General features: G+C 54.2%; 12 protein-coding genes. 6 read left to right on the top strand and 6 right to left on the bottom strand.

The genetic code is table 11. The features are described from left to right. Positions 1-2,127, bottom strand: a complete 2,127-nt coding sequence (locus OGV79_RS09710) for a TonB-dependent receptor (RefSeq protein ID WP_012133480.1) — start codon at positions 2,125-2,127, stop codon at positions 1-3. 284 nt (positions 2,128-2,411) lie between these two features. On the opposite strand from OGV79_RS09710, the gene cueR reads away from it, so the two are divergent. Continuing rightward, the gene (gene cueR, locus OGV79_RS09705; protein WP_012133479.1) at positions 2,412-2,828 is read left to right on the top strand and encodes a Cu(I)-responsive transcriptional regulator; all 417 of its coding nucleotides are present in this window, start codon (positions 2,412-2,414) and stop codon (positions 2,826-2,828) included. Here cueR and OGV79_RS09700 read toward each other — a convergent pair whose 3' ends face one another. Next, entirely contained in the window at positions 2,829-3,281 is a 453-nt protein-coding gene (locus OGV79_RS09700) for an NfeD family protein (RefSeq protein WP_047458358.1), read from the bottom strand. Further along, positions 3,278-4,195: an SPFH domain-containing protein gene (locus OGV79_RS09695; RefSeq protein WP_012133477.1), complete on the bottom strand. Its 918-nt coding sequence runs from the start codon at positions 4,193-4,195 to the stop codon at positions 3,278-3,280. The genes OGV79_RS09700 and OGV79_RS09695 overlap by 4 nt, the downstream gene beginning before the upstream one ends. 149 nt (positions 4,196-4,344) lie before the next feature. Here OGV79_RS09695 and fetA point away from each other — a divergent pair, with 149 nt between their 5' ends. Both fetA and fetB read left to right on the top strand, forming a co-directional pair. Further along, on the top strand, positions 4,345-5,022 hold the full coding sequence (fetA, locus tag OGV79_RS09690; RefSeq protein ID WP_047458355.1) for an iron efflux ABC transporter ATP-binding subunit FetA: 678 nt from the start codon (positions 4,345-4,347) through the stop codon (positions 5,020-5,022). Continuing rightward, entirely contained in the window at positions 5,009-5,788 is a 780-nt protein-coding gene (gene fetB / locus OGV79_RS09685; protein ID WP_047458353.1) for an iron efflux ABC transporter permease subunit FetB, read from the top strand. Before fetA ends, fetB begins: the two co-directional genes overlap by 14 nt. A gap of 72 nt (positions 5,789-5,860) precedes the next feature. On the opposite strand, the gene OGV79_RS09680 is transcribed toward fetB, so the two are convergent. Genes OGV79_RS09680 through tesA form a run of 3 tightly spaced genes read right to left on the bottom strand, consistent with a single transcriptional unit; the run spans position 5,861 to position 8,198 of the window. Further along, positions 5,861-6,715: a co-chaperone YbbN gene (locus tag OGV79_RS09680; RefSeq protein ID WP_058668720.1), complete on the bottom strand. Its 855-nt coding sequence runs from the start codon at positions 6,713-6,715 to the stop codon at positions 5,861-5,863. Positions 6,716-6,775: 60 nt separating this feature from the next. Further along, positions 6,776-7,546, bottom strand: a complete 771-nt coding sequence (locus tag OGV79_RS09675; protein ID WP_049009020.1) for an SDR family oxidoreductase — start codon at positions 7,544-7,546, stop codon at positions 6,776-6,778. A 28-nt stretch (positions 7,547-7,574) separates the two neighbouring features. Then, entirely contained in the window at positions 7,575-8,198 is a 624-nt protein-coding gene (gene tesA / locus OGV79_RS09670) for a multifunctional acyl-CoA thioesterase I/protease I/lysophospholipase L1 (RefSeq protein ID WP_024130579.1), read from the bottom strand. Here tesA and ybbA point away from each other — a divergent pair. From ybbA to OGV79_RS09655, 3 genes are all read left to right on the top strand, one after another. Beyond that, positions 8,169-8,855, top strand: coding sequence for a putative ABC transporter ATP-binding protein YbbA (gene ybbA / locus OGV79_RS09665; RefSeq protein ID WP_012133471.1), 687 nt, complete (start codon positions 8,169-8,171; stop codon positions 8,853-8,855). The genes tesA and ybbA overlap by 30 nt on opposite strands. After that, positions 8,852-11,266 carry a putative ABC transporter permease subunit YbbP gene (gene ybbP / locus OGV79_RS09660; protein WP_110494573.1) on the top strand — a complete coding sequence of 805 codons (2,415 nt, stop codon included), beginning with the start codon at positions 8,852-8,854 and terminating at the stop codon, positions 11,264-11,266. Before ybbA ends, ybbP begins: the two co-directional genes overlap by 4 nt. Positions 11,267-11,568: 302 nt before the next feature. Further along, positions 11,569-12,711: a porin gene (locus OGV79_RS09655; protein ID WP_024130578.1), complete on the top strand. Its 1,143-nt coding sequence runs from the start codon at positions 11,569-11,571 to the stop codon at positions 12,709-12,711. The last annotated feature ends 274 nt before the right edge of the window (positions 12,712-12,985 follow it).

Genomic DNA, 12,985 nt, shown 5'->3' with positions numbered 1-12,985 from the left:
TCAGAAATTCCACGCAAAACCAATCGCTGCGTTAAAGCCCGCCGCTGGAATGGATTCATGAGCGGTCTGGTAACGTTTATCGGTCAGGTTGTTCAGCGCCAGATTGACCTGATACTGATCCTGCGGACCAAACTCGGTATTAAAGGCGAGGTTAAGCGTCGCCCAGCCCGGATAGCGAATTTCAGTCTCTCCCGTGTTGTCTTTGGCGCTGGATGCCGCACGGATGAAGAGATCGGAAGTGATATTCGCGGCATTGAGCAGCAGCGTGTGTTTCAGACCTGCGCGGCCTGTCAGCATCGGTTCGCCGGTATCCCAGGTTTTCTGCACGTCACCTTCATACTGACGACGAATCAGGTTGCCGCTCAGATAAGGTGATACGGCCCAGGCGTTGTATTCCGCCGTCAGCTCCATCCCCCAGGTTTTGGCGCGGTCAATGTTGTCGTAGTAGTAGGATGAGGTGCTGCTGCCATTACAAATCGCTTGCCCTGAACAGGCGAGACTGGCGATATAGTCTTTGGCTTCGGAGTAGTAAATCGCCCCGTCAATCAGCCACATATTGCCTTTGTAACGCGCACCCAGTTCATAGTTATTGGAGTGCTCAGCCTTCAGGTCAGGATTGCCATAGGTGATTCTGCCGCCCGCAGACGTTTGCATAAACAACTGAACCAGCGTCGGGAAGACATATCCCTGAGCATAGGCTGCGCGTAGCTCAAGATTATCAAAACCGGAGTAACGCAGGCTGGTTGAGGTGACTAACTCATCGTCATGCGCTGACTTTCCACCGGATGACTGCCAGGTTGTGCCGCTCAGACTGTCGCTACGGTTCAGTTTAGAAGAGAGCCAGTACTGACGTGCGCCGACGGTCCAGGTCCAGTCATCGGCAAAACGCCAGTCGTTTTGCGCAAATATTGAGGCGTTACCTTGTTCAGCCTCAATATGTGACAGGGTATTGGTCTGGATATCGAAGACGCCGGTTGCCGCTGTCTGACGCGTGCTGCTATTGGTGTCCTGCTTCACTTTGTCGTGCTGATACTGCGTCCCGATAACCAGCTCGTTGTTCGCTGGCAGTGAGAAGTTGCTCTGTAACGTCACACCCTGCGTGTACTGTTTATCATTGGTGTTGGTCTGATTGCTGACTGTCAGCGCCTGAATCATCGGGCTTGGGATTACCTGGGTGGTTTTTACCCGATTCTCAAATTTACGCTCAATGGTCTGGCTGTAAGCGTCGAGGTGGATTTTTTTCAGGTAATCGCCATCGGCATCATAGTCATAGAAAACGCCAACCTTTTCGCGTTCCAGTTTCGGAATACGGACGCTGAATTCGTCATACTGGTTATCCGCATCGCTAATCCAGGTTTGGGTAGACGTTTTGTAGCGATCGAGTGATAGTCCAAATTTATGGCGATCGAGATTGTAGCCAAGCCAGACGCCCTGGCTGTTGTTGCGGAAATTGGTGTTGGGCAATCTGCCGTCAGGCGTGTCGCGGTTGCCCTGATCGGAATAACTGCCGTTAATGCGGTAGTCGAAGTTGCCGATGCTGCCCCAGGCGGCGGCCGACTCCTCCCAGCCTGCGGTCGCGGAGTTGTAAACGGCTTTGACGCTTCCGCCGAGCGGCTTATCGCCGCCTTTTTTCGTAATAAAGTTCACCACGCCGCCGATGGCCTGCGAGCCATAGAGCACCGAGTAGGGGCCTTTAACGATTTCAATACGCTCAAGCGACGATTCATCAATGAGCAAGCCGGCGCCGTAGTTTTGCCCGGCGCGCTGATAGCTGACGACCTGGCCGTCAATCAAAATTAATACGCGTGAAGAGGCTTCGCCGCGAATGCGGATCTGTTTGCGTCCTGCCAGAGAGTTATCAGTAACCTCAACGCCGGGGATGTCCTGTAGATCGTCCGCAATCGACACGCTGGTGGAATTCTGTATGGCCTGGCGGTCGATAACCTGAATCGTAGCCGGGCTTTCCCAAAGGCTACTTTCTGAGCGGTTAGCGGTGACGATTAACGTGTCGTCATCCGATACTTTATGATGTTGTGCTGTAGTTGTCGTGGCTGCTGAAACAGCACCTGAAACGCATAATGTCAGGGCCGAAAGAATAAATGGCCGTTGGCTAATCCGTGGCAACATGTGAGAACCTTTATGAGTATGTAAATGATCATCATTATCATTCGCGTTTATATAGAAGATGTATCCACAAGTTCAAGGTTTAAAGATGTATAATTAATGCACCTTTGATCTGTATCAATATGTTGCAAGCAAGACAGCCATAAGTGTGAGCGAGATCGCACATAACAGTAGGATTGCTAAGGATTTATTGCACAGGCGCCAGGGGCATTCCACCCCGTGATAGCATGGGGGCGATGTGGGTTATAATGAGCTTCGGCATCAACATGCTCTGCGGGGGGGGAGATGTGAATATTAGCGATGTTGCGAAAAAAACAGGCTTAACCAGCAAGGCTATTCGATTTTATGAAGAGAAAGGGCTGGTGACGCCGCCGCTGCGCAGTGAAAACGGATACCGCACTTACAGCCAGCAGCATTTAAACGAGTTAACGCTGTTGCGTCAGGCGCGTCAGGTCGGTTTTAACCTGGAAGAGTGCGGTGAACTGGTGAATTTGTTTAACGATCCGGGGCGCCATAGCGCAGATGTGAAAAAACGTACGCTGGAAAAGGTCGCTGAGATTGAACGCCACATCAGCGAATTGCAGGCTATGCGCACGCAATTACTGACCCTGGCGGAGTCATGCCCGGGTGATGACAGCGCCGATTGCCCGATCATTGATAATCTTTCCGGCTGCTGTCATCACAAAGGTAAAGCCCGCCGTTGATCACACGGCCTTAATGCGCAACGTTATCCCTTCGATGGCAATCACCTCCACCTGCGTTCCGGCGCTCAGATCCGCGTCGGCGCTGACGGGCCAGGAGCTGTCGCCGACGCGCATGTGGCCGCGTCCGTTGACCAGCGCGGTTTCCAGAATAAAGCGGTGGCCTACCAGCTGTTTCCCGCGTTGATTAAGGTGACTGTCAGCCGGTTTTTGCTCACGCACGCGCCGTGCCAGCCACTTCCACCACAGCCAGGCCGCCAGCAGCGTCAATACGGCGAACATAACGCCTTGCCACTCCCAGCCGAGCGGCACCAGCCAGACCACCAGGCCAGTAATCACGGCGGCGACACCGCTCCACAGCAGGTAGCCGTTCCCTCCCAGCATCTCGGCGGCCAGCAGTAGCCCACCAAGACTCAGCCAGAAAATATGCGGGTGAACCAGAATCATCGCTATCATGATTTGTTCCGTTCGCTGGTGCTGTCCTTGATAAGTTCGGTGATCCCGGCAATGGAGCCCATCAGACTGCTGGCGTCCAGCGGCATCATGACAACCTTACTGTTGCCTGACGAACCAATCTGCTGCAACGCTTCGGTGTATTTCTGCGCCACGAAGTAGTTCACCGCCTGAATATCCCCGGCGGCGATCGCTTCAGAGACCATCTGGGTGGCGCGGGCTTCCGCTTCGGCGGAACGTTCACGCGCTTCAGCCTGTAAGAAGGCAGACTGGCGTTCGCCTTCCGCTTTCAGGATCTGCGACTGTTTTTCACCCTCAGCTTTCAGAATTTCAGCCTGGCGCACCCCTTCCGCCTCCAGAATGTAGGCGCGTTTGGTACGTTCCGCTTTCATCTGGGCGTTCATGGATGAAATCAATTCCGCCGGTGGACGAACATCGCGGATCTCGATACGCGTAACCTTGACGCCCCAGGGATTGGTGGCCTCATCGACAATGTGCAGCAGGCGCGTGTTGATGCTGTCGCGCTGGGAAAGCATTTCATCCAGCTCCATTGACCCCAGTACGGTACGGATGTTGGTCATGGTGAGGTTGATAATGGCCAGCTCAAGATTGCTGACTTCATAGGCCGCGCGCGGAGCGTCGATAACCTGAATAAAGCACACTGCGTCAATGGTGACGTTGGCGTTATCTTTTGAGATAACCTCCTGCGACGGGATATCGAGTACCTGTTCCATCATGTTGATCTTGCGACCAATTCTGTCCATAAACGGCACCACCAGGCTCAGGCCTGGTTGCAGGGTTTTGGTGTAACGGCCAAAACGCTCCACGGTCCACTGGTATCCCTGTGGGACAATTTTGACGCCTGCGCCGACTATCACCAACGCCACGAAAATGAGAATAGGGATAAAAATAAGCATTGATAAACCTCCTGTCGTGCTGTCCATGTAAAAAAACGGTCTTTGCGGTCTGTTTAATCAAATTATACCCGATTAATCAAAGTGAGTTCCCCTCTTATAAATTACAGGGATACACTGTTTACTTTAAAGATGTGAAAAATGGATGTGAGATGAAAGAGAGCAGCCCTTTGCTCCAGCTAAGAAAGGTGGGATACCAGGCTGGCGCCACGAAAATTCTCAATAACATCAGTTTCATGCTGAATGCCGGGGAATTTAAACTGATTACCGGCCCATCCGGGTGCGGTAAAAGCACATTGCTAAAGATTGTGGCGTCATTAATCAGCCCGGATACCGGGGATATCCTGTTTGAAGGCGAAGAGATTGCCACGCTTAAGCCCGAAACTTACCGCCAGCAGGTCTCTTATTGCGCCCAGACGCCAGTGCTGTTTGGCGATACGGTGTATGACAACCTGATTTTCCCCTGGCAGATCCGCAACAAAACGCCGGAACCGAAGGCTTTTCTTGCCGATCTGGCGCAGTTTGAGCTACCGGAAACCATTTTACAGAAAAACATTACGGCGCTTTCCGGCGGGGAAAAACAACGTATCTCATTGATCCGTAATTTACAGTTTCTGCCGCAGGTTCTGCTGCTGGATGAGATCACCAGTGCGCTGGATGAGCGTAATAAAGAGAATGTGAATGACATTATTCATCGCTATGTTCGCGATAAAAATATTGCCGTGCTGTGGGTAACACATGATAAAGATGAAATTAATCATGCGGATAATGTGATTACGCTTCAGCCTCATGCCGGAGAAATGCAGGAAGCTACCTATGAACGAGCATAATATAACGAATGAGTCGCTGGCGTTATCGATGATGCTGGTGGTTGTGGCTATTCTGATTAGCCACAAAGAGAAACTGGCACTGGAAAAAGATATTCTCTGGAGCGTTGCCCGGGCGGTAATCCAGCTTGTTATCGTCGGCTATGTTCTGAAATACATTTTTGGCGTCAATCACGCCATCCTGACATTATTGATGGTGCTGTTTATCTGTTTTAACGCGGCGTATAACGCGCAAAAACGCAGTAAATATATTGATAAAGCGTTTACCTCGTCGTTTATTGCGATTACGACCGGAGCGGGGCTGACGCTGGCGGTACTGGTATTGTCAGGATCTATCGAGTTTACGCCGATGCAGGTGATCCCGATTTCCGGCATGATTGCGGGTAACGCGATGGTGGCGGTAGGGCTGTGCTACAACAATCTGGGCCAGCGATTCAGCAGCGAGCAGCAGCAAATTCAGGAGAAGCTCAGTCTGGGCGCAACGCCGAAAACGGCGTCTGCGGGGCTTATTCGCGACAGTATTCGCGCGTCGCTGATCCCGACCATTGATTCGGCAAAAACGGTTGGGCTGGTGAGCTTACCGGGGATGATGTCCGGGTTGATTTTTGCCGGTATCGATCCGGTAAAAGCGATTAAGTATCAGATAATGGTGACTTTTATGCTGCTATCCACAGCAAGCCTGTCGACCATTATCGCCTGCTATTTAACCTACCGGAAATTCTATAATTCGCGCCACCAACTGGTGGTTACGCATTTAAAGAAGATGTGATGCCAGGGGGATCGGTATTTTTAGCGTTTGTAGGCCCGATAAGCGTAGCGCCATCGGGCAAAATGCAGCGGATTAGTACAACAGCGCGTACAGCTGGCGGCGGAATTTCGACGCCAGCGCATCGCCGGTGCCTAACGCGGCGAGGATTTCCTGGAACGTTTTTCGTGCCTGACCGTCTGCGGCGGCGAGATCTTTCTTCAAATGGCTGAACAATAACTCCAGCGCCTCTTCGTTACGCCCGACCTGATGCAGTTGCAGCGCCAGTTGCGCCGCCAGCGCCGCATCTTCTGGATTGTCCGCAACCTGCTGTTGCAGTTGCTGGATTTCCGGGGTGTCGGCCGCCTGTTTCAGTAAATCAATCTGCGCGACCAGACCCTGATAGCGGGTGTCCTGATCCTGTAACGGAATGGTTTTCAGCACGGCTTCGGCGTCTTCCGTACGGTTGAGGGCAATCTGGGTTTCCGCCAGCAGCAGGCCGATCTCGCCGTTCTGATGAGAGAGCTGCCAGGCGTCTTTCAGCAGCGGCAGCGCTTCAATGTAGTTGCCCTCCTGCATCAGTTGCATCGCCTGCTGCGCTTTCAGCTCTTCTTCACGCGGCAGCACTTTGTCGAGCAGCGCGCGAATCGCTTCTTCCGGCTGCGGCCCCTGGAAGCCGTCGACCGGCTGACCGTTCTGGAACAGATACACGGTAGGAATAGCGCGCAAGCCAAACTGGGAGGCGATCATCTGCTCGGCGTCGCAGTCGAGCTTCGCGAGGATAAACTGGCCATTGTACTGTGCGGCAAGGCTTTCCAGCACTGGCGTCAGTTGCAGGCAATGCTGGCTGCGTTCAGACCAAAAATAGAACAGAACCGGGGTGGTCATCGACTGTTCGAGGGTCTGTTGCAGGTTAGATTCGTTAATATTGACAATATTTTGTACGGACATGGAGTCACTCTCTTTATGTCTGGTTCTCTTTTACATGGGGGCTGACGCGCGCGCTTCAACTCAACCCTGCAAAATTTTGTCCATCGCGCGTCCCGGCAGCACGCGCTTCAGCAGCGTGACCGCCCACGTCACCATCGTAACCGGGTAGCGTAATTTCGGTTTGTCGCTCTCAAAAGCATGGCGGACTTTAGCGACAACGGCTTCTGGCCCGAGCGTAAAACGCGCGGCAATCCCCGGATTTTCTACCGGTTTGTCGCTCTGGGTCTGGCTGACGTTATCGGTAAACCGGGTACGAATCGGGCCGGGTTCGATCAGGCTGACCTTAATACCCGTGTGACGCAGCTCCATGCGCAGCGCATCAGACCAGGCTTCCAGCGCATATTTGCTGGCGGCATAGGCGCCGCGCCCTGGCGTGGAGATCAGCCCCATTACGGATGAGGTCATCACAATACGCCCTTCGCCGTACGGCAGCATAGCAGGGAGCAGGCGCATAGTGAGCTGGTGCGCGCCAAAGAAATTGGCGGAAAACTGCTGCTCCATCTGCGCGCGGCTGATAGTGGTAAGCGGGCCATACACGCCGTATCCGGCATTGTTAAAGATCCCATATAAACGATTATCGGTCAGGGCGATCACGTCGTCTGCGGCGCGATCCACGCTTTCCGGCGAGTCGAGGTCGATCAGCACGCCGGTGAATCCCATGCTGTTCATCCGCGTGACGTCATCGGGTTTACGGCAACCTGCCAGAATTTGAAAACCCTGACGTTTCAGTTCAAGAGCGCTTTCCAGACCGATTCCGCTGGAACATCCTGTAATTAAGACCGATTTTTGCATAACTTTACCTGTCAGGATCTCCGTTGATTTACGAGTCGTGGTTAACTAATGGGGTTAGTTGTTGCGCCATCCAGTCAGCAATAAACGGCTGGGCGTCGCGATTAGGATGAATACCGTCGTCCTGCATCCATTGTGGTTTCAGATAAACCTCTTCCATAAAAAAGGGCAGAAGCGGAATATCAAACTCTTTGGCAAGCCGTGGGTAGATGGCGCTAAAGGTTTCATTATAACGGCGACCATAGTTTGCGGGCAGACGAATTTGCATGAGCAACGGCTCGGCGTTTGCGGCCTTCACATCCAGCAGGATTTTACGCAGGGTTTGCTCGGTTTGCTGAGGTTGAAAACCGCGCAGGCCGTCATTGCCGCCAAGCTCGACCAGAACCCAGCGGGGCTGATGCTGCTTCAGCAGCGCAGGCAGACGCGCCAGGCCTTGTTGCGAGGTGTCGCCGCTAATGCTGGCATTGATGACCGGCGTTTTATCCTGCCACTTGTCGTTAAGCAGCGCAGGCCAGGCCGCGCTGGCGGACATGCGGTATCCGGCGCTCAGGCTGTCACCCAGAATTAATAACGTGTCCGCTGCGGCGGCGCGGAACGTTAACAGGACCAGAAACAGGAAGGGCAAATGCCAGCGGAAAACATTGTTGAAGTTCATCGTCTTAAGAAGTCCGTCGGTCAGGGTGAGCATGAGCTTTCCATCCTTACCGGAGTTGAACTGGTTGTCAAACGCGCCGAGACCATTGCGCTGATCGGCGAGTCAGGATCGGGGAAATCGACGCTGCTGGCGATTCTGGCCGGGCTGGATGATGGCAGCAGCGGCGAGGTGAATCTGGTCGGGCAGTCTCTGCACACGATGGATGAAGAGGCGCGGGCGCAGCTGCGCGCGCAGCATGTCGGCTTTGTTTTCCAGTCTTTTATGTTGATTCCCACGCTGAATGCCCTGGAAAACGTTGAACTGCCCGCCTTGCTGCGGGGAGAGAACAGCGGGAAAAGTCGCGATGGCGCGAAAGCGTTGCTGGAACAGTTAGGCCTGGGGAAACGTCTTGATCATCTTCCGGCCCAGCTTTCCGGCGGCGAGCAGCAGCGTGTGGCGCTGGCGAGAGCGTTCAACGGGCGGCCAGACGTGCTGTTTGCCGATGAACCGACGGGAAACCTTGACCGGCAGACCGGGGATAAAATCGCCGACCTGCTGTTTTCGCTTAATCGCGAACATGGCACCACCCTGATTCTGGTGACGCACGACCCGCAGCTGGCGGCGCGTTGCGACCGACGATTACGCCTGGTGGATGGGCAGTTGCAGGAGGAGGCATGATTGCACGCTGGTTCTGGCGCGAATGGCGCTCACCTTCCTTACTGATTGTCTGGCTGGCGCTGAGTCTGGCGGTGGCCTGCGTGCTGGCGCTGGGCAATATCAGCGATCGCATGGAAAAGGGTTTAAGTCAGCAAAGCCGTGATTTTATGGCCGGAGACCGGGCGCTGCGCAGTTCGCGCGAGGTACCGCTGGCGTGGATCGATGAGGCGCGCAAACGCGGTCTGAAAGTGGGCGAACAGATGACCTTCGCCACCATGACCTTCGCGGACGATACGCCGCAGTTGGCCAGCGTCAAAGCGGTGGATGACGTTTATCCGATGTACGGTGAGCTGCAAACGAATCCGCCGGGGTTAAAACCGCAGCCGGGTTCCGTGTTGCTGGCGCCAAGACTGATGGCGCTCCTCAACCTGAAAACGGGTGACAGCATCGACGTCGGTGACGCCACGCTGCGTATTGCTGGCGAGGTGGTACAGGAGCCGGATTCCGGGTTTAACCCTTTCCAGATGGCTCCACGCCTGATGATGCACATTGCGGATGTTGAAAAAACGGGCGCAGTACAGCCGGGAAGCCGCGTGACGTGGCGTTATAAGTTTGGCGGTACGCCGCAGCAGTTGGACGGCTATGAAAAGTGGCTATTGCCGCAGCTTAAGCCTGAACATCGCTGGTATGGGCTGGAACAAGATGAAGGCGCGCTGGGCAAATCGCTTGAACGCTCGCAGCAGTTCCTGCTGCTGTCGGCGCTGTTAACGTTGCTGTTAGCAGTCGCGGCGGTGGCGGTGGCGATGAGCCACTACTGCCGCAGCCGCTACGATCTGATTGCGATCCTCAAAACGCTGGGGGCGGGCAGGGCGCAGCTGCGCAAGCTGATCGTCGGGCAGTGGGGGATGCTGCTGGCTCTTTCCGCCGTGACGGGAGGCGCCATTGGGTTATTGTTCGAGAACGTGCTAATGGTGCTTCTTAAACCGGTGTTACCCGCCGTTCTGCCGCCAGCCAGCCTCTGGCCGTGGCTGTGGGCGCTGGGAACGATGATCATCATTTCTTTGCTGGTTGGACTGCGTCCGTATCGTTTGCTGCTGGCGACGCAGCCGTTGCGTGTGCTGCGGCGTGATGTGGTTGCGCGTGTCTGGCCGCTGAAGGTGTATCTTCCGGTGGTCACGGTTGTCGTCGTCGCGCTGCTCGCGGGGTTGATGGGCGGCAGCATGTTGCTGTGGGCGGTGCTGGCCGGCGCGGTGGTGCTGGCGCTACTTTGCGGTGTGCTGGGCTGGATGCTGTTGAACGTGCTGCGTGGTATGACGTTGACATCGCTGCCTCTGCGCCTGGCCGTAAGCCGACTGCTGCGCCAGCCGTGGTCCACGTTAAGCCAGCTCTCGGCTTTTTCGCTCTCTTTTATGCTGCTGGCGCTTCTGCTGGTGCTGCGCGGCGATCTGCTGGATCGCTGGCAACAACAACTGCCGCCGGAAAGTCCGAACTATTTCCTCATCAATATCGCTTCTGAACAGGTGGTGCCGCTGAAAGCCTTCCTGTCTGAGCATCAGGTGATCCCGGAGGCATTCTTCCCGATCGTGCGGGCGCGACTGACGGAGATTAATGGTCTGCCGACCGAAGGAAATCAGGACGAAGCGCTTAACCGTGAGCTGAACCTGACGTGGCAGGATACGCGCCCGGATCATAACCCGATTACCGCCGGAAGCTGGCCGCCAAAAGCGGGAGAGGTCTCGATAGAGGAAGGGCTGGCGAAGCGGCTGAATATACAACTCGGCGATCGCGTGACCTTTATGGGCGATACCCAGGACTTTAGCGCGACGGTCAGCAGCCTGCGCAAAGTAGACTGGGAAAGTCTGCGGCCTAACTTCTTCTTTATCTTCCCCTCCGGCGCGCTGGACGGGCAGCCGCAGAGCTGGCTTACCAGCTTCCGTTGGGAAAATGGCAACGGCATGCTGACGCAGCTTAATCGCGAGTTCCCGACCATCAGCCTGCTGGATATCGGCGCGATCCTGAAACAGGTCGGTCAGGTGCTGGAGCAGGTCAGTCGGGCGCTGGAGGTGATGGTGGTGCTGGTCACGGCCTGCGGCATGCTGTTGTTACTGGCGCAGGTTCAGGTCGGAATGCGTCAACGTCATCAGGAACTGGTGGTCTGGCGCACCTTAGGCGCGGGCAAAAAACTGCTGCGCACCACGCTCTGGTGTGAATTTGCCATGCTGGGTATGGTCTCCGGGCTGGTGGCGGCGATCGGCGCGGAAACTGCGCTGGCGGTGCTGCAAAGTCAGGTGTTCGATTTTCCGTGGGAACCGGACTGGCGCGTGTGGATTATTTTGCCCGTCTGCGGCGCATTATTACTTTCATTATGCGGCGGATGGCTCGGCGCGCGTCTGTTAAAAGGCAAAGCGTTATTTCGCCAATTTAATAATTAATTTATAGATGTGATGATCACACACCGGTTTTTATACCGGTGTGTAGTTTTAATAATATAATTTATATACGTGATGATTACGCACCGGTGTTTATACTGGTGTGTACTCCCTATGTGGCACGAATTGTTAACCCCTCGATTTTTAGTAGCACAAAACATTAAAAACCCGCCAACACGACAGGATTAATACCAGTTAATATTTAATTGCTAAATAGTTAGCGGGCTATGCCCGTTGTTTTTTACGTTGCCGGTATTTTGCCGGCAGTGCGAATAATGACGGGTAAATCTATCAAGGAAAATATAATGACAATAAAAAAAACAGCGCTGGCGGCATCGATCGGCGCGGCAGTGGCATTAACGTCTTTCGCATCTCAGGCGGAAATCACTGTTCTGAAACAAGATCCACAGGCGGGTAATCCGCTGAGCCGTCTTAACTTCACCGTTGGCGGCAGTATTCGTCCTCAGTTCCAGAATATGGCTGGCGACGACGGTAAAAATGGTTACAAACGTAATGGCTTCGATGGCGGCACCCGTTTCCGTTTCGCGGCTGATTACTATCTGTTTGATGACATTAGCTGGGTCAGCTACTACGAGCTGGGCGTTAACTTCCCGGCGATGTTCAACTGGGATAATCACTACGCAGACGGCGCGAACGACACCACTCGCCGTATGCTGTACACCGGTCTGAAAAGCGATACCTGGGGTACGCTGACTTTCGGTCAACAGAACAGCGTTTATTATGATGTGGTTGGCGTGAAAACCGATATCTGGGACTATGACATGATTGGTCAGGCGCCAGGCAACGGTATCAACGGCGACTACGACGGTTCTTACCGTACCCGTAAATCCCTGAAGTATAAGAAAACAGTTGGCGACGTCGATCTCTACGCGTCTTATCTGTTCAGCGATGATTACAACCCGAACAACGGCCTGCGCTACAAGCGTAAAGGCGGCGGTTCTCTGGGTGCGGATTACCACATCACGGACGATCTGACCTGGGGTACGGCGTGGAACTATACGCGTGCGGAAATGCGCCCAGGTAACGGCGGCGACGGTAAAGACTACGATCAAAATATCGTTGGTACTGCGCTTAGCTGGACGCCGGATAACTGGACTTTCGCGCTGGGCGGCGGCTGGTATCAGAACTTCATGACCACCAAACGCGTAGACGCGCATGACTACTTTGCGGGCGACGCATGGGGTATTGAATACTTTGCCGGTTATAAATTCCCGATCAACCAGTATGCGGTGAAATCTATCCAGCCGTACTTTATGGGTGACCGTATTGAATATGTGAACGGCCGTAACTACCAGCGTATTGATAATGGCGTCGGTATTAGCTTCCAGCTGGATTATGGTTTCCGCGTGGATTACGAACACGTATTCACCTCCAGCACCGACGATCTGGGCGATATGAACCTGGTTCGTCTGCGTTACGACTTCTAATTGACGCCTGCCAAACCGAATGCCCGATGGCGCTTGCGCTAATCGGGCCTACGAGTGCAGCGCAATAATAGAGCGTCCAGGCCGGATAAGGCACTTATGCCGCTATCCGGCTTTTTCATTTCTGCCCATCCCCTTTCAACGACATACTCTGCAACATCATGAAATAATTTCAAGGACAACAGGTTGTGAACTGTGTCATGTTAACAAATAGCCTTGTATTCAGGCCCAAATGAACAACGTCGCATCGCACGGCGTACTGCACTGCATCACAACA

It is taken from the genome of Citrobacter sp. CK185 (genome assembly GCF_030333565.1).
Taxonomy (GTDB): domain Bacteria; phylum Pseudomonadota; class Gammaproteobacteria; order Enterobacterales; family Enterobacteriaceae; genus Citrobacter_B; species Citrobacter_B koseri.
Note: the sequence above shows the minus strand (reverse complement) of the source record. Positions and strands in the feature narration are given on the sequence as shown.